Source organism: Winogradskyella vidalii (genome assembly GCF_013403955.1).
GTDB classification, from domain to species: domain Bacteria; phylum Bacteroidota; class Bacteroidia; order Flavobacteriales; family Flavobacteriaceae; genus Winogradskyella; species Winogradskyella vidalii.
On the sequence record NZ_JABFDG010000003.1, the window covers coordinates 255370 to 272296 of the forward strand.

The 16927-nt window shown below is 33.5% G+C and carries 16 protein-coding genes; 9 read left to right on the top strand and 7 right to left on the bottom strand.

Translation table 11 applies throughout. The annotated features are described in order from the left end of the window. Positions 1-24 precede the first annotated feature (24 nt). Complete coding sequence (locus tag HM982_RS09975; RefSeq protein WP_179353014.1) at positions 25-771, bottom strand: geranylgeranylglyceryl/heptaprenylglyceryl phosphate synthase; 747 nt, start codon at positions 769-771, stop codon at positions 25-27. A gap of 100 nt (positions 772-871) precedes the next feature. Next, positions 872-1498, bottom strand: a complete 627-nt coding sequence (locus HM982_RS09980; protein WP_179353015.1) for a 4'-phosphopantetheinyl transferase family protein — start codon at positions 1496-1498, stop codon at positions 872-874. A gap of 134 nt (positions 1499-1632) precedes the next feature. Between HM982_RS09980 and ahcY the strand changes: the two genes are divergently transcribed. The 3 genes from ahcY (at position 1633) to HM982_RS09995 (ending at position 3903) form a co-directional block, all read left to right on the top strand. Beyond that, entirely contained in the window at positions 1633-2949 is a 1317-nt protein-coding gene (ahcY, locus tag HM982_RS09985) for an adenosylhomocysteinase (protein ID WP_179353016.1), read from the top strand. Between the two features lie 225 nt (positions 2950-3174). Then, on the top strand, positions 3175-3462 hold the full coding sequence (locus HM982_RS09990) for a GIY-YIG nuclease family protein (RefSeq protein WP_179353017.1): 288 nt from the start codon (positions 3175-3177) through the stop codon (positions 3460-3462). A gap of 153 nt (positions 3463-3615) precedes the next feature. Beyond that, positions 3616-3903: a GIY-YIG nuclease family protein gene (locus HM982_RS09995; RefSeq protein WP_179353017.1), complete on the top strand. Its 288-nt coding sequence runs from the start codon at positions 3616-3618 to the stop codon at positions 3901-3903. Between the two features lie 744 nt (positions 3904-4647). Here HM982_RS09995 and HM982_RS10000 read toward each other — a convergent pair. Next, the gene (locus HM982_RS10000) at positions 4648-6786 is read right to left on the bottom strand and encodes a S46 family peptidase (protein WP_179353118.1); all 2139 of its coding nucleotides are present in this window, start codon (positions 6784-6786) and stop codon (positions 4648-4650) included. Between the two features lie 84 nt (positions 6787-6870). Between HM982_RS10000 and HM982_RS10005 the strand changes: the two genes are divergently transcribed. The 4 genes from HM982_RS10005 (at position 6871) to HM982_RS10020 (ending at position 10042) form a co-directional block, all read left to right on the top strand. Then, a complete protein-coding gene (locus HM982_RS10005; protein ID WP_179353018.1) occupies positions 6871-8013 on the top strand; it encodes a methionine aminotransferase in 1143 nt (380 codons plus the stop codon). Positions 8014-8085: 72 nt separating this feature from the next. Then, complete coding sequence (locus HM982_RS10010) at positions 8086-8613, top strand: hypothetical protein (protein WP_179353019.1); 528 nt, start codon at positions 8086-8088, stop codon at positions 8611-8613. Between the two features lie 5 nt (positions 8614-8618). Continuing rightward, positions 8619-9257, top strand: coding sequence for a hypothetical protein (locus HM982_RS10015; protein ID WP_179353020.1), 639 nt, complete (start codon positions 8619-8621; stop codon positions 9255-9257). Positions 9258-9259: 2 nt separating this feature from the next. After that, positions 9260-10042: an amidohydrolase gene (locus tag HM982_RS10020; RefSeq protein ID WP_179353021.1), complete on the top strand. Its 783-nt coding sequence runs from the start codon at positions 9260-9262 to the stop codon at positions 10040-10042. On the opposite strand, the gene HM982_RS10025 is transcribed toward HM982_RS10020, so the two are convergent. Both HM982_RS10025 and HM982_RS10030 read right to left on the bottom strand, forming a co-directional pair. Further along, positions 10026-11642 carry an Ig-like domain-containing protein gene (locus tag HM982_RS10025; RefSeq protein ID WP_179353022.1) on the bottom strand — a complete coding sequence of 539 codons (1617 nt, stop codon included), beginning with the start codon at positions 11640-11642 and terminating at the stop codon, positions 10026-10028. The genes HM982_RS10020 and HM982_RS10025 overlap by 17 nt on opposite strands. A 90-nt stretch (positions 11643-11732) precedes the next feature. Next, entirely contained in the window at positions 11733-12410 is a 678-nt protein-coding gene (locus HM982_RS10030) for a ComF family protein (protein ID WP_179353023.1), read from the bottom strand. 49 nt (positions 12411-12459) lie between these two features. On the opposite strand from HM982_RS10030, the gene HM982_RS10035 reads away from it, so the two are divergent. After that, on the top strand, positions 12460-13365 hold the full coding sequence (locus tag HM982_RS10035; RefSeq protein ID WP_179353024.1) for a hypothetical protein: 906 nt from the start codon (positions 12460-12462) through the stop codon (positions 13363-13365). Positions 13366-13442: 77 nt separating this feature from the next. Continuing rightward, positions 13443-14984: a glycine--tRNA ligase gene (locus tag HM982_RS10040; protein ID WP_179353025.1), complete on the top strand. Its 1542-nt coding sequence runs from the start codon at positions 13443-13445 to the stop codon at positions 14982-14984. Positions 14985-15087: 103 nt separating this feature from the next. Here HM982_RS10040 and HM982_RS10045 read toward each other — a convergent pair whose 3' ends face one another. Together HM982_RS10045 and HM982_RS10050 are read right to left on the bottom strand one after the other, a co-directional pair. Further along, on the bottom strand, positions 15088-15675 hold the full coding sequence (locus tag HM982_RS10045) for a DUF3575 domain-containing protein (protein ID WP_179353026.1): 588 nt from the start codon (positions 15673-15675) through the stop codon (positions 15088-15090). A gap of 104 nt (positions 15676-15779) precedes the next feature. After that, the gene (locus HM982_RS10050; protein WP_179353027.1) at positions 15780-16925 is read right to left on the bottom strand and encodes an efflux RND transporter periplasmic adaptor subunit; all 1146 of its coding nucleotides are present in this window, start codon (positions 16923-16925) and stop codon (positions 15780-15782) included. Positions 16926-16927 lie beyond the last annotated feature (2 nt).

The following is a 16927-nucleotide window of genomic DNA, read 5'->3' on the forward strand; positions in this document are numbered from 1 at the left end:
ACCGCAAAAGCGGGGCGTTTAATATTAAATATTTGTTTGTAATTTTTGTTTTTTTAAATCATCAAAAAAAGTGTCATCATCTTCAAAGGCGGTGCCTATAACCACCAAGTCTGCACCTGCAATATAAGCAGATTCTAATTCGCTTTTGGTTCTAATACCACCACCTACTATTAAAGGAATATTGATATTTTGTTTTACTTCTGAAATGATATGCGGCGCAATAGCTTGTATGGCTCCGCTACCCGCTTCAAGATAAATCAGTTTCATGCCTAATAATTCACCTGCTTTTGCGGTGTCTTTAATCGTTTGAAGCGCTTGTTGAGGTATTGGTTTGGTTTCACTAACACGCTGAACAGCGGTTTCCTTTCCGTTTTCTATTAAAATATAGCCCGTGGGAATAATTTCTAAATTAGAGGTACTTAACTTCGATACCGCTTTAACTTGTTTTCCTATTAAATAATCGGGATTCCGCCCAGAAATTAAAGATAAAAACAAAATACCATCGGCTTTATCTGTAATTTGAATGATGTCTCCAGGAAATAATACAACAGGAAGTTCAGTGTATTTTTTTATTTCTACAACTAAAGATTCGGTTAAGCCTTCATCAACCTCACTACCTCCAACAAAAATATGTGTAGCGATAGACTGATTGGCTTTTTTTATAAAACGAGGCACTGAAGTAAGCTTCATTTTATCAGGGTCAATTAAAACAGCAAGGCACTTCTGTGCTTTTGTTATGCGACTTAATATATCCGTTCTTTTTTTGTTCATTCTTTTCTTTAGCGTATCACTATTAAACAATAATAGACTTCATTTTTTTATTTTATAACCTCAAACCTCATCTTACTAACCACTAACCACTAACCACTATTTAAGGAACCACATAGGCACAAGTAAAACCTTCAAATTCTAAAAAGGCCGTATTGTATCGGTGTTTTTTATTTTTATAGTCTATCCAAGCCACTGTTTTACCATCTTTAAGCATAAAAGGTATCACTAAAAAGTGTTCTTTAAATAGCATGCCTGGTGTTGCAAAAAGTTTATAAAGCGATTCTTTAATGCCCCAAATTACGGTAAGCCTATTGATATAATCTTCATCTGTAGATTTTAAATAATCGAATTCATAATCTACAAATTTGTGTGCAATAACACTTATTTTTTCGCGTTGCTTTTCGATATCAATCCCCACTTCTTTGTCACTAACAATTACACCAGAAAATGTAAATGAGTGGGTAATAGAAATATGCTTTCCATCTTTAAGGTGTGGTTTTCCGTATTCGTCGTAATATAAATCTTGATCTGTATAACCAAACTCGTGGAGTAAATGACGAACGCTCAAAAAACCCCGTTGGTGCAGTTCGCTTTTCATGCCTAAAACACGTTTTAAACTGCTGGCTTTTAAATCTAAAGGCTTCATTAAATTATCGTAAGATTCTTCAATCTTCCAGATTTTAACAGTAGTTTGTGAGTTAACACTAATGGTTTTATATAGTGGCATTTAAAATTCTGAATGTTATTGATTATCTTTGCACTGCCTAAGGCAGATTTGGCATTTTTTCAATAGCGAATTTAACTATTTAAGTGCTAACCCCAAAGGTGTTTCATAATATAAAAAATAACGAGAATAAGAATATGAGTACAAAAACAGTTGCTTACGTACCTAACAAGGTAAAAGACATGTCGCTTGCGGCTTGGGGAAGAAAAGAAATTGAATTAGCCGAAGCAGAAATGCCAGGTTTAATGAGTATTAGAGAAGAATATAAAAACGAGCAGCCTTTAAAAGGAGCACGTATTGCAGGTTGTTTGCATATGACGATTCAAACAGCTGTTTTAATTGAAACCTTACAAGCTTTAGGTGCAGAAGTTACTTGGAGTTCTTGTAATATTTTCTCTACACAAGATCAAGCTGCTGCTGCTATTGCAGACGCAGGAACAGCGGTTTACGCTTGGAAAGGACTCACCGAAGAAGAGTTTGATTGGTGTATAGAACAAACCCTTTTCTTTGGAGAAGACCGTAAGCCATTAAACATGATTTTAGATGATGGTGGTGATTTAACGAATATGGTTTTAGATAAATATCCAGAATTAGCGGAAGGTATTAAAGGGCTTTCTGAAGAAACAACCACTGGAGTTCACAGACTTTATGAGCGTGTTAAAAATGGGACTTTACCAATGCCCGCGATTAACGTTAACGATTCGGTTACTAAATCTAAGTTTGATAATAAATACGGTTGTAGAGAATCTGCTGTAGATGCAATTCGTAGAGCAACAGATGTTATGTTAGCTGGTAAACGTGTGACGGTTTGTGGTTATGGTGATGTTGGTAAAGGGACAGCGGCTTCTTTTAAAGGTGCTGGATCTATTGTAACCATTACTGAAATTGACCCAATCTGTGCTTTACAAGCAGCAATGGATGGTTTTGAAGTTAAAAAATTAGAAACCGTTGTTGGCAATTCAGATATTATTATCACCACTACAGGAAACAAAGATATCGTAAGAGCTGAGCATTTTGAAGCGATGAAAGACAAGACCATTGTTTGTAATATTGGTCACTTTGATAACGAAATTCAAATGGGTTGGTTAAATGAGAAATACGGAAGCACAAAAGATACTATTAAGCCTCAGGTTGATAAATATTCTATCGACGGAAAAGACATTATTGTTTTAGCAGAAGGCCGTTTAGTAAACTTAGGTTGTGCAACTGGTCACCCAAGTTTTGTAATGAGCAATTCATTTACCAACCAAACGTTGGCACAAATAGAGCTTTGGAAAAATAGTTTTAGTTACGAAAATGATGTTTATATGCTACCTAAGCACTTAGACGAAAAAGTAGCTAAATTACACCTTGAAAAAATTGGTGTTGAGCTTACAGAATTAAAAGAAGACCAAGCTAGTTATATTGGTGTAAAGGTTGAAGGACCATATAAACCTGAACATTACCGTTACTAATGTCATTCTGAGCGAAAGCTAAGAATCTCAAATATAAATTAACCCTTGCAGAAATGTGAGGGTTTTTTAATGCGGTTCTCAATATAAAATTGCAAAAAAGGCAATTTCACTCGAACAGACGAATCTGCTCCAATTGAAAATTTACATTTATCATGAAACTACAACGTCACTTCGAGTGATTCCGAAGAATGAGGAATTGTATCGAGAAGTTTCTATATTTAGAACATGAAACAATCTTATGTCTATATTTTAAAATGTTCTGATGACAGTTACTATACAGGAATAACCTCGAATTTAACGCAACGGTTAAATGAACACCAAACAGGAAAACATAAAGACAGTTACATGTATAATCGTAGACCATTAGAATTAGTATTTTATGCAGAATTTACAGATATTAATTTAGCAATTCAGACTGAAAAACAAATTAAGAAATGGTCGAGGGCAAAAAAAGAAGCTTTAATTAATGAAGAATTTGATAAGCTTCCAAATCTAGCAAAAAAGAAATTTTAGAGGTTCTCGATACAAAATTGCAGAAAAAGCAACTTCACTCGAACAGACGAATCTGCTCCAATTGAAAATTTACATTTATCATGAAACTACAACGTCACTTCGAGTGATTCCGAAGAATGAGGAATTGTATCGAGAAGTTTCTATATTTAGAACATGAAACAATCTTATGTCTATATTTTAAAATGTTCTGATGACAGTTACTATACAGGAATAACCTCGAATTTAACGCAACGGTTAAATGAACACCAAACAGGAAAACATAAAGACAGTTACATGTATAATCGTAGACCATTAGAATTAGTATTTTATGCAGAATTTACAGATATTAATTTAGCAATTCAGACTGAAAAACAAATTAAGAAATGGTCGAGGGCAAAAAAAGAAGCTTTAATTAATGAAGAATTTGATAAGCTTCCAAATCTAGCAAAAAAGAAATTTTAGAGGTTCTCGATACAAAATTGCAGAAAAAGCAATTTCACTCGAACTGACGAATCTGCTCAAATTGAAAATTTATCTTTATCATGAAACTACAACGTCACTTCGAGTGATTTGTGAGGAACGAGGAAATTGTATCGAGAAGCTCATATAATCAACTAAATCTTATAGCTCCAGTTTTGTTCTCGATATAAAATTGCAAAAAAAGCAATTTCTCTCGAACAGACGAATCTGCTCCAATTGAAAATTTACATTTATCATGAAACTACAACGTCACTTCGAGTGATTTGTGAGGAACGAGGAAATTGTATCGAGAAGCCCATATAATCAGTTAAACCTTATAGTTCCAGTTTAGTTCTCGATACAAAATTGCAAAAAAAGCAATTTCACTCGAACTGACGAATCTGCTCCAGTTGAAAATTTATATTTATCATGAAACTACAACGTCACTTCGAGTGATTTGTGAGGAACGAGGAAATTGTATCGAGAAGCTCATATAATCAGTTAAACCTTATAGTTCCAGTTTAGTTCTCGATACAAAATTGCAGAAAAAGCAACTTCATTCGAACTGACGATTCTACTTCAATTGAAATTCTAAATCTAAGATGAATCTATTACGTCACTTCGAGTGATTCCGAAGAATGAGGAATTGTATCGAGAAGCGAAAATGTCAAACACAAAAAAACCTCACCGTTATAAACGATGAGGTCTAATAAATTTGTTTATTATATATCAGCTATCAACTGCTAACTAACTACGTTTCTTACGTTTTTTCTTCTTATTTTTCTTAGATGTAGAATCCTTTTTTTTAGGGTGCACCAATGTCATTTCGTCAATTAAATGTTGTGCACCAGCATATTTGTCAATAATAAAAAGGACATAACGTAAATCGACCATGATGTTACGGCAAATTTCTGGATCGTAATTCATATCACTCATAGTTCCTTCCCAAACACGGTCAAAGTTTAAGCCTACTAAGTTTCCGTGTGCATCAATGGCTGGACTTCCAGAATTACCACCTGTGGTATGATTTGTGCCTAAAAAACAAACCGGTACTTTGCCGTTGCTGTCTGCATATTGACCGTAATCTTTAGATTCGTATAGCTCAATCAATTTTTGTGGTACATCAAACTCGTAATCACCAGGAACGTATTTTTCAATAACGCCATCTAAGTAACTCACCGGACTGTAATATACCGCATCTCTAGGTGAATAGCCTCTAACTTGTCCGTAGGTAACACGCAGTGTGCTGTTAGCATCTGGAAAGTAACGTTCTTCAGGTAATGCTTCCATTAAGGCCGTCATGTATTCGGTTTGTAAAGCGGTAATTGGTGTGTTTTTTTCTTCGTATTCTGGATTAATCGTTTCAAAAAACTCAGCGATAATAGGTTTAGCATAGGCATAAGCCGCATCGTTGTTAAGATTTTTTATCACGGTTTCCGCATCCCCTTCAAGCAATTCTAATGCTGATTCTAAATTGGTAAATGCTGTTTTTTCATAAATAGAAGCATCTATATTATCCGTGTAAAATGGCATTACATTTTCATAGACACCTTTATCTAAATCTGCATCATAATTTTTATGAATACCTTTTAATTGGCCTGTTAAAACTTCTTTTCCTCTTTCAAGAATTGCGGGGTTTTCAATTAAAGCTTGTTCTACTTGATAAGCTCTAAAAGTCATTTGCATTAACTCATTGGTGGTTAAAAAGACTTCTATAAAGTTTCTGCGTTTAATATTTATAGCAGCAAAATCTTTATATAACTTATCAAATTCTGGTAGAATATGACCGTATTTATCTTCTAACCCTTTTTCTTTTAAAGCTTTAGTGAACGTAGCTTCAAAAGCTTTACGCTGTTCTACCGCATTACTTTTTTCGATACCTAAATTAACGCCAATCCATCGTTTCCAAGAGTTAGCAATTCGGGCTTGTTTGGACGCATATTTGATTCGTATTTCGTCACTTGATTTCATTTTTTCATCAATGACTTCTAAAGCAGCTTCTCTAATAGCAATATTGGTTGGGTTAAATTCTTTAGTAATATGCTCAATCGCAACCGCCGGAAGATATTCTTCTGTAGTCCCTGGAAAACCAAAAACCATAGTGAAATCGCCTTCTTCTACACCATCTAATGATACTGGAAGGTAGTGTTTTGGTGTGTAAGGTTTATTATCTTTACTGTACTTTGCTGGGCGGTTATTTTCATCGGCGTATATTCTAAACAATGAAAAATCACCAGTATGACGTGGAAATACCCAGTTATCAGTGTCACTTCCAAATTTTCCAATGCTAGTTGGAGGAGCACCAACCAAACGGATATCTTCAAAACGTTCCGTGACAAAAAGGAAGTATTGATTGCCTTCATAAAAGGCTTTTGTTTTTACATCTTGCCACGATTCTCTTGGCCAAGTTTTCATGGCAGCATTACTATTTTTAGCAATTTGAGATTGCTTTTCTTTTTCAGTCATAGTATCCGTTATGTCCTTTAAGACTACATCAGATACATCGTGAATACTCACAATAAATTCGATAAATAAACCTTCATTAGGTAATTCTTCTTCTTTATTCATGGCCCAAAATCCATCTTTTAAATAATCGTTTTCTAGAGACGAATGGGATTGAATCTGACTGTAACCACAGTGGTGATTGGTGAGGATCAAACCTTGGTCCGAAATGACTTCACTCGTACAACCGCCATTAAAATGACCAATGGCATCTTTTAAGCTAGAATTGTTAACATCATATATGTCTTGAGCCGTTAATTTACTACCCAAACTTTGCATTTCATCTTCATTCATCCCTTCTAAAAGTGAAGGAATCCACATGCCCCCTTGCTGGGCAGAAACTTGAAAAGCAACAAAAAGAAAAAGAATTTTTAATAAGCGCATCATTAATATTTTATTAGTTTTTGTAAAGATAGAAAAGCTTGTTTTATATCTTTAATGTTTTAGCATATAAAGCATATAATTTTAATGAATTTTAAATCTAAATTACCCAATATAAGCACGACTATTTTTACGGAAATGAGTGCTTTGGCAAAAACGCATAATGCCTTAAATCTTTCGCAAGGCTTTCCAGATTATCCAAGTTCTCAAAAGTTGAATAATTTGGTGAGTACCGCTATGGATAATGGGTATAATCAGTATGCGCCTATGGCAGGCAATTTAGAACTGCGTTTGGCGATTACTAAAAAGTATAATTTACTTTATAAAAGTACTTACCATCCCGATAAAGAAATTACAATTACGGCAGGTGCAACCCAAGCTATTTTTACCATCATTTCTGCATTTATACATAAAAATGATGAGGTCATTATTTTTAAACCTGCTTATGATTGTTATGAGCCAGCCGTTCAAATTAATGGAGGAATAACAATTGCTGTTCAATTATCTGCACCAAATTATCAGGTAGATTGGGCTGAGGTGGCTTCAAAAATATCGTCTAAAACAAGGGTGATTATTATTAATACGCCACATAATCCAAGTGGGACTATTTGGTCTAAAGGCGATATGCTTCAACTCCAAAAGTTAACCGCAAATACGGATATTATTGTATTGAGTGATGAGGTGTATGAGCATGTTGTTTTCGACAATCAGGAGCACCAAAGTGTGTGCTTATATCCCGACTTAAAACAGCGTAGTTTTATAACGGCTTCTTTCGGAAAAATATTTCATAATACCGGCTGGAAAATTGGCTATTGTTGTGCCCCCGAAGCTTTAATGGCAGAGTTTAGAAAAGTGCATCAGTTTAATGTGTTTTCGGTGCATCATCCTTCTCAAAAAGGGATAGCAGATTATATGAAAGATGCAGCAACCTTTTTAGAATTACATAATTTTTTTCAACGCAAACGCGATTTGTTTTTGAATTTAATATCAGAGTCGCGATTTAAGTTTCAACCTGCTCAAGGTACCTATTTTCAAGTCTTAGATTATTCTGAAATTACCGACGAATACGATGTGGATTTTGCTAAACGACTGACTGCAGAATTTAAGATAGCCTCTATTCCACTTTCGGTTTTTAACACTAATAACCACGATGACAAGGTGTTGCGATTTTGCTTTGCTAAAACTGATGAAACATTAGTACGAGCGGCTGAAATTTTGAATATGATTTAATGTTAAAACTTTCGTAATATGGTGACTCAAGATGTCTTTTTGGGTCTTATCTATAGAACCAAAACATAAAATATGAAATTTCAAAATATAGTAGCATGTTTTCTATTAAGTTTGATGTTATCTTGTGGGAGCTCAGAACAAGTTATTACTTCAGATGGTGAAGTTTATGAGGTAAAAGGAAGTACTATTGAAAGCAATGGTAATGATGTTACGGAAACTTTATCTGAAGACCGTAAGTCTGAAATTAAAGCTACATTAAAGGCGAATAAAAAAGCGGAATCGGAAGCTGAGGAATTGCAAGAGCAACTTAAAGAAAAGCAAAAAGAGTTGAAAAAGGCACAAGAAGAAGCCGAAGAAAAGCAAGAAAAATTAGCAGAGAAGCAAGACGCTTTAGAAGAGCGGTTAGAAGCGCAAGACGATGCTCGTAAAGATTTTTTAAAGGCAAATAAACGTTTAGAAAGTAAACAAAAGCGCTTTGAAAAGCTTAAAGAAAAAGGAAAGCTATCTCCTAGAGATGAAGAAGAATGTGCTGAAGAATTAGAAGAACTAAAGGAAGCACTCAAGGCCGCAAAAGAAAAAATGAATAACGTAAATAAATAAAAATTATGAAATATATATTAACTTGTGTAAGCTTATTATTTGTGGTGTTTTTACATGCCCAAGAAGTGACAAAAGAAGGAAAAATCTATGAAGTAAAAGAGCAGAAAATCTTTTTAGAAGGAAAGGATGTTACGGAATCTTTAAGTTTAGAAGATAAAGCGATTATTTTTAAAGAAGCTGCAGCAATTACAGAAAAAACAAAATTAGAAGCAGCTGCAAAATTACAAGAAGCAGAAGCTAAAGCTAAATTAGCAGCAGAAGAAAAAGCAAAAGCAGAAAAGACAGAACAGTTAGCTAAGGTGAAAGCAAAAGAAGAAAAGGCAGCAAAAAAGCTTGAGAAAGAAGAAGCCAAAGCCTTAAAAGAAAAAGAAGCAGCCGCAAAAGCATTAGAAAAAGAAAAGAAAGCCGCTGAAAAAGCTCAGAAAAAAGCAGATAAGGCTGAGAAGAAAGCAGAAAAGGCCTTAAAAAAAGAAGAAAAGCTACAATCTAATTTAATAAAAGCAGAGGAAAAACTAGATAAGGCACAGAAGAAATTCGATAAGTTAAAAAGAAAAGGTAAATTGTCTCCTGTAGATGAGAATAAGTGGATTGATAAAATAGAAAAGCTTACTGAAAAAGTAGAAAAAGCGAAAGAAAAAATATAACTATGTCTAACGTTTTAAACGTAGCCTTAATACAAACGCCTTTAGTTTGGGAAAACCCAGATGAAAATCGACGTTTACTAAACGATAAGATCAATGCTATAAGTAATAGTGTTGATCTTGTTGTTTTACCAGAAATGTTCACCTCTGGTTTTACCATGAATCCTGCTGCAGTGGCTGAAACCATGAATGGTAAGACTATAGCTTGGTTGAAGAATAAAGCGAAAGAAAAACAAGTCCTTATCTTAGGAAGTCTTGTTATTACTGAGGATAATAATTTTTATAATCGCATGGTTTGTGTAGAACCTTCTGGGACTATAACCAAATATGATAAACGTCACACCTTTACATTGGCAGGCGAACATAAAATTTATACAGCAGGTTCAGAAAAAGTCATATTAAACTATAAGGGCTGGAAAATTTGTCCATTAGTCTGTTACGATTTACGTTTTCCAGTTTGGTCTAGAAATGTAGAGAATTATGACCTCTTAATTTATGTAGCCAATTGGCCAAAAGTTCGTATTAAAGCTTGGGATGCCTTATTAGAAGCTAGAGCCATCGAAAACATGTGTTATTGTGTTGGTGTAAATAGAGTTGGCTTAGACGGTAATAATTATGAACACTCTGGTCATTCTGTAGCCTACGATGTTTTAGGGAATAGAATAGATACCTTATCTGAAAACGAAGAAGCAACCAAAATTGTAAGCTTAGATAAAGATTGTATTAAAAAATACCGAGAAAAATTAAACTTTTTAAATGATCGTGATGAATTTAATCTAATAAAATAAATTCTGTAGGATAATCCCATCCAGCACGCACTTCAACTTCTTCAGGGAAATAAGCAACACGCTCCGGTTGTATACCTAATAGGTAGTTTCCAGTATCGTATTTTCCATTTTCATTGGTGTCAAAAATAGCACGTAAACTATATAGTCTTGGCGTTAAGTTTATAAAATCTACTACAGGAGAATCCTTAGCATAGTGCTCATATAAAACCTCTCCTTTGTTGTTTATTAATTGAACAATCAATGGAAGTTTAGCATTTTTTAGGCTGACTCTAATACTACCATATTCAGATTTTAGTTTTGTACGCACCGTGTAATTCAAAGTATCCAGGTTGGTGTTGTCGTAAAAATCTGTAAAAGTTCCTGGAAGTAAAGTAAAATTGTACTGCTGTTTTTCTTGTTTCTCAATAGGGAATTTATACACATTATAAATGGAATCATACTTCACTTTATAAGGTACAGGAAGTGAATCTTTATCTATGACTTTAATTTTTGTGGTATCTATTTTAGTTAATGGAATATTAGCTTCCATTGTAAAATCCTCTTCGTAGTTTATAGTTCCTTGTATTGGGGCAGACATTTTTAAAGAATCTGCTTTTATACTTCTAAAACGGTGTTTAAACGTGTCTATATATTTTTCGTTAGTAACGACAAAAAAGGTGGTGTCCACTTCAAATTTAGGGCGGTACCAATAGTAAAGTGTATCTGTTTCTTTGTCTTTAATAATTCGGGTTTTATAATCTTCTGGTGTGCTATCTAAAACTTTAATACGCATAGACTCATAATCACCTTCATACGGAAAGATAATTTTGGTGTCTCCTTCTTGTTTCGGCTTTATAGCTTTAAAATTAGTCGTTTCCTTAAATAAAGTAAGTTTATGAGAGGTAGAAGAGTCTGAAGGCAAGGTAATAAAACCTTCATTAAATCCTATTTTATCATTTTTTTGATCGAACATATAATTCGAATTTTGATCCTTTATAGCGACTAATTTATAGGTTCCAGATTTAATATTTTCAATCTTATATGTTGTAAGACTGTCTAGTGTGTTGGTAATATATCTTGGCTTTTGCTTGTAAACAATAGAATCGGTATAGGTAGAATCTACTTCGTACAACATTACAGAAACAAAGGTGTCTGGTTCTTGGAGTAAGGCATCTTCTACATGACCGTTTACAGACAATGAATCGATGTGATTTCCTGTAGAAAAGACATAACGATAATAAGGATAAGGATTTTCTTCGTTGTAATCTACAATGCTTTCTCCAAAATTAAAAGCATAAGTTGTATTGTCTTTTAAAGTATCTTGAATTGTAATGGAAATATATTTACTCGCGCCACTCATTGGTGTTACAATGGGAGCCGTGTCCATAGGTGGAGAGATAATAAGCTGTTTCGTAAGGTCTTTAATTTTAATGTATTCGTTAAAATTGATAATAATCTCTTTACCTTTAAAATTAGTAGAATAATTTTCTGGTTTAGACGATGTTATTACCGGTGGATCAACATCTATATCTCCTCCAGATGGATTCCCACGATTAGCACAACTTGCAATACTAATTGCAATTAAAATAAGGCTTAAAACTCGTATTAAATTTATACGCATTTATTCAAAATAATTTAGCACAAAGAAACAATATAAAAAGCGATACTCAAAACATATCATTTTTAGGTTTTTTAGAAAAAACGATTAAGATTAATCTGCAATTGCCAAGGTAGCAAGACTTAACTTAATATCGTCTATTTTTAACAAAACACTAGCACATGCTTCAACCGTTGCACCAGTGGTAACAATATCATCAACCAATAAAATGTGTTTTCCTGTTAAGGATTTATTTTCAGAAATATTAAATAGTGCGCCATCGTCATTCCAACGTTTCATACGTCCTTTAAAAACTTGTGTTTTTGTGGCTTTTGTTTTTATTAAAACGGTATCATTATATTCGGCATTTAAGGCTTTTGCAATTTCTTTTCCAAATTTAGCAACTTGGTTATAGCCACGTTTTCGTAATTTGGTTTTGTACAAAGGTACAGGCACAACCACATCAATTTGTTTGTAAGCTTCAATGGTTGCTAATTCTGCACCAAGCCACTTGCCAAAAAATTCTCCTATGGCTTCGTGACCTCTATATTTTAAATTATGAAGTATTTGCTGTACAATTCCTTTTTTAGAAAAATGTAATAATGCCGTTGCTTGTTCTAATTTTATACGACCATAAACTACTTTTTTTACGGCTTCTATATCATCAAAATGATAATTTGTTACCGGTAAATGGTGTCTACAACTGGTACATAATAGTAGCTCATTATCGGTCAAAACGGTGTTGCAGGCTTCGCAAACCTTAGGAAATAATAAGTTTAACAAGTTTTTCATCACTTAATCGAATAAAATAATCCTATGTATAGAATAAATCTAATTTCGTATGAAATTAAGAAAATTAATAATGATAGTTAACCCTCAACTATTTAACTACAGATTAATTATAAGTTCTTTATTGGTTGTTTTAACTGTTTTAGGAATATATAGCTTTACTAAATATAAATCCATTGAATCCTACGAAGAATTCCTAGAACAAGAAAAAGTTTTGATAGAAACGGAACTATCAGATCTATTGTTAGGTTACGACGAACAAAACCAAGACTATAATCTTACGGCTTCTCAGCTCCAAGAAGCAAAAATAGAAACTAAATTAGCTTTAGATTCTTTGAGATTATTAAATAGTGATTTATCCATAATTACTGAGTTTAAAGATCAACTTATAGTTTTAAAATCTAAAAGCAAAGTGTTACTAAGCACTATTGACTCCTTAAATTCTGCAAATAAAAAATTGCAGAAAAAGCACCGCTATGCTTTAAATGCTATAAAAGAGAATACAACAACTATTAATGATTTAGAAGATACTAATGATGCTTTACATAAATCTATTGATAATGCAGCAGTATTAAAAGCCAATAATATTAAAGTGGAACCTTATAAGTTAAAGTCAGATAAAAAACGTTTAACTAAACGTGCTAAACGTGTCAATGCTATTGACGTATGCCTAACACTTACTGAGAACCCATTAACTTTAGAGGGCGATAAAGATATTTATATTCAAATTGTGAGTCCTAGTGGAAATGTGATTTCTGACCAAGGTGAGGAAGTTTTTGGAGACTTATCTTTAGTCTACAGCAAAAAAGAAGTCGTTGACTATAAAAATGAAAATTTAGAAATTTGTACGGCTATAGTTGCTGATAGTAATGATAAACCATTAATAAAAGGCTATTACTTTGTTCATGTTTTTCATGAAAACATAAAATTGGGAAGCACCAGTTTTGAATTAATTTAATTTAAGTTCACAATTAACGATATAATTTTTTAAAAACCGTTCTGTTAATCAGAGCGGTTTTCTATTTTTGCAGTATTATGGCAAACGACGATCAATTTAAAAAAGTAATCTCTCACGCAAAGGAGTATGGTTACGTGTTTCAGAGTAGTGAAATCTATGATGGACTTAGTGCAGTGTACGATTATGCTCAAAATGGAGTAGAATTAAAGAAAAATATTAGAGACTATTGGTGGAAAGCCATGGTTCAGATGAATGACAATATCGTTGGTATTGATGCTTCAATATTTATGCATCCTACCACATGGAAAGCGTCTGGTCACGTAGATGCTTTCAGTGATCCTTTAATTGATAATAAGGATTCTAAAAAACGTTATAGAGCTGATGTTTTAGTAGAAGACTATTGTGCTAAAATTGAAGCTAAAATTGAAAAGGAAGTCAAAAAGGCAGCTAAACGTTTTGGTGATGCCTTTAATAAAGAAGAATTTGTTTCTACTAACGGACGTGTTGTTGGTTACCAAGAAAAAATCGATTCTATTCTAAAACGTCTAGGTCAATCTTTAGAAAAAGAAGATTTAGCTGATGTAAAAGCATTAATTGAAGAATTGGAAATTGCTTGCCCTGTTGCAGGAAGTCGTAATTGGACCGATGTTAAGCAGTTCAACCTCATGTTTGGGACTAAGTTAGGGGCTTCTGCCGAAACCGCAATGGACTTATATTTAAGACCAGAAACGGCACAAGGTATTTTTGTAAATTTCTTAAACGTTCAGAAAACCGGACGTATGAAGATTCCTTTTGGAATAGCACAAACCGGAAAAGCCTTTAGAAATGAAATTGTTGCAAGACAGTTTATCTTTAGAATGCGTGAGTTTGAACAAATGGAAATGCAATTTTTTATTAAGCCAGGCACTCAAAAAGAATGGTTTGAGTATTGGAAAGAAACCCGATTAAAATGGCATAAATCTCTTGGTTTAGGAGATGAAAATTACCGTTTTCACGATCACGAAAAATTAGCACATTATGCAGATGCGGCTACGGATATTGAATTTAAATTTCCATTTGGATTTAAAGAATTGGAAGGGATTCACTCGCGTACCGATTTCGATTTAAAACAGCACGAAGAATTTTCAGGTAAAAAACTTCAGTATTTCGATCATGAAGATAAAGCGAATTATACGCCATACGTTTTAGAAACCTCTATTGGTTTAGATCGTATGTTTTTAGCTGTATTTTCTAATGCTTTAGTAGAAGAAGAATTAGAAAATAATACTACAAGAACCGTTTTAAAATTACCAGCTGTTTTAGCGCCTAATAAAGCAGCGATTTTACCATTAGTTAAAAAGGATGGTTTACCAGAAATCGCAAAACAAATTGTTGAAGACTTAAAATGGGATTTCAACGTGACTTACGATGAAAAAGATGCTGTTGGAAGACGTTACAGAAGACAAGATGCTAACGGAACACCATTTTGTATTACCGTAGATCACGATACTTTGGAAGATAACTCCGTTACGATTCGTCATAGAGATACGATGGAACAAAAACGTGTAAAGATTGAAGATTTAAAAGAGATTATAAAAGCTGAGGTTGATGTAAAGCATTGGCTGAAGAAAATGAAATAATAATTTCCTACGAACCTCGAAACTATCGGGAAGGAATCTCAAAGACTAAAAATGTCCAAATTCTAATCATTTGGACATTTTGTTTTTATAAATATACTATCTGTTAAAAACGATAACCAAAGTTGACACCAAATCGTAATTCAACATTACTTAAATAATCGGTATCAAAATTCCCTAAGTTTCTCGCTACATCACCCTTAAGTGTTAAGGTGAATTTATTACTAAACATCCATTTATGGCCTATCCCAAATCCGGCAGAAATACCTGAAACATCATAAGTGTATTTATCTTCAACATAAGATTCAGAAAAACCATCATTATAATAATAGTAACCGTCATCCACCGAAATTTCCCCAGTTCTTACTTTAAGTTGTGGAAAAAAGAAAAAACCGGCATGGTCTTTATGCTTTGAGAAATAAACAAGATATGCCGCATTTAGACTGATAGCTGTGGTTTTATCAATATAACCAACATCATAATATGCATAACTATCGAAGAAGTTAGCACCAATAAATAACGATTGATTGTTGTTGTATAAACGCTCATAATTCACATTTAAAGTTCCTGCAATGACCAAATCTAACAGATTGGTTGAAATTTCTGATTCTTTAGAGGTCTCTTCAATTTGTGTTTGGGCATTAATGGTTAAGACAGAAAATAGCAGAAATAGGGCAAAAAGTGATGATTTCATAAGTTGATTTTGATAGATTGATGATTTTGATTTGTTTTAAGAATTTATATTCTATAGATACCAAATAGAACAAAAGGTTGCGTTAAAAACACTCATTTAATTTTCTAGTGACTATGACCTCCTTCGCTTTCATTCAGCAACATACCTGTGCCTTTAATTAAAATTTGTTGGTTGTTAAAAGCATCTGTATTTAAAACTTCAACAGCATCTTCTGTTTGTTTTCCTATTTCTAATTTTACTTTTTCAAGATGGAATTCACTATCGTTTTTCTCTTCTAAAATTAAAACATAGGTGCCGTCTTCTAAGGGTATTAAAGCTTCTTTGGGTACACCCATTTTTTGGGTGCTTTCGGTAATAATTTCTGCTTCTACAAACATACCTACAATAAAATTATGCGCTTCATTATGCACATGTCCATGTACTTGTACACGTCTGCTGGTTGGATCAATAGTGGTACCTACCAAATGAATTTCTGCGTCAAAAATTTCGTTTGAGGCTTCTGGAATTTGAAAACGGATGCTTTGGCCTTTTTTGATTTTCATAACGTCTTTTTCAAAAACTTCCAATTCTAAATGAATGTGGTCCGTATCCACAATTTCTAAAATTACATCGCTTGGTGCTACGTAAGCACCATTACTTACGTTAACCTTACTTACAGCGCCAGATATTGGGGAATACAACGTGATATGAGATGAAATTCGTCCTGCTTCTACTTGTTTTGGACTAATATTCATCATTTGCAGTTTTTTGCGTAAGCCATTATAATGGGCCAAATTGCTTTTGTATAAACTCTCCGCTTTGAGATAATTTTTCTCTGAGGTTATTTGCTCATCAAACAAGGTTTTTTGTCTATTGAATTCCGATTTTAAATACTTCAATTGCTCTGCGACTTCCAGGTAGTTTTGTTGAATTTCTACATATTCAGGGTTTTCAAGTGTAACTAAGGCTTGTCCTTTAGTAACGCTATCGCCAATTAATAACGGTGTTTTGGTAATGTAACCACCTATAAACGTAGAAATGCTCGATTTGCTTTGTGGTGGAACATCTATCATGCCGTTGACTTTTATGCCATTACTAAAATCGAATTCACTTAAGCTTCCAAACACCATGTTTTCACTTTCAAATTGGGCTTTAGTAACGGTAATATGGTCATGGTCTGCTTTTGTCGGTGCGAGTTCGACTTCATTGTTTTTATCGTTTCCGCAGGCTGTAAATAGCATGGCGAATAAGAGTATATATAAATATTTCATCT

What these genes read in the sequence shown, in the direction of transcription:
- HM982_RS09975 (WP_179353014.1), bottom strand. Translation starts at nt 771, where the DNA reads ATGAACAAAAAAAGAACGGATATATTAAGTCGCATAACAAAAGCACAG.
- HM982_RS09980 (WP_179353015.1), bottom strand. Translation starts at nt 1,498, where the DNA reads ATGCCACTATATAAAACCATTAGTGTTAACTCACAAACTACTGTTAAA.
- ahcY (WP_179353016.1), top strand. Translation starts at nt 1,633, where the DNA reads ATGAGTACAAAAACAGTTGCTTACGTACCTAACAAGGTAAAAGACATG.
- HM982_RS09990 (WP_179353017.1), top strand. Translation starts at nt 3,175, where the DNA reads ATGAAACAATCTTATGTCTATATTTTAAAATGTTCTGATGACAGTTAC.
- HM982_RS09995 (WP_179353017.1), top strand. Translation starts at nt 3,616, where the DNA reads ATGAAACAATCTTATGTCTATATTTTAAAATGTTCTGATGACAGTTAC.
- HM982_RS10000 (WP_179353118.1), bottom strand. Translation starts at nt 6,786, where the DNA reads ATGCGCTTATTAAAAATTCTTTTTCTTTTTGTTGCTTTTCAAGTTTCT.
- HM982_RS10005 (WP_179353018.1), top strand. Translation starts at nt 6,871, where the DNA reads ATGAATTTTAAATCTAAATTACCCAATATAAGCACGACTATTTTTACG.
- HM982_RS10010 (WP_179353019.1), top strand. Translation starts at nt 8,086, where the DNA reads ATGAAATTTCAAAATATAGTAGCATGTTTTCTATTAAGTTTGATGTTA.
- HM982_RS10015 (WP_179353020.1), top strand. Translation starts at nt 8,619, where the DNA reads ATGAAATATATATTAACTTGTGTAAGCTTATTATTTGTGGTGTTTTTA.
- HM982_RS10020 (WP_179353021.1), top strand. Translation starts at nt 9,260, where the DNA reads ATGTCTAACGTTTTAAACGTAGCCTTAATACAAACGCCTTTAGTTTGG.
- HM982_RS10025 (WP_179353022.1), bottom strand. Translation starts at nt 11,642, where the DNA reads ATGCGTATAAATTTAATACGAGTTTTAAGCCTTATTTTAATTGCAATT.
- HM982_RS10030 (WP_179353023.1), bottom strand. Translation starts at nt 12,410, where the DNA reads ATGAAAAACTTGTTAAACTTATTATTTCCTAAGGTTTGCGAAGCCTGC.
- HM982_RS10035 (WP_179353024.1), top strand. Translation starts at nt 12,460, where the DNA reads ATGAAATTAAGAAAATTAATAATGATAGTTAACCCTCAACTATTTAAC.
- HM982_RS10040 (WP_179353025.1), top strand. Translation starts at nt 13,443, where the DNA reads ATGGCAAACGACGATCAATTTAAAAAAGTAATCTCTCACGCAAAGGAG.
- HM982_RS10045 (WP_179353026.1), bottom strand. Translation starts at nt 15,675, where the DNA reads ATGAAATCATCACTTTTTGCCCTATTTCTGCTATTTTCTGTCTTAACC.
- HM982_RS10050 (WP_179353027.1), bottom strand. Translation starts at nt 16,925, where the DNA reads ATGAAATATTTATATATACTCTTATTCGCCATGCTATTTACAGCCTGC.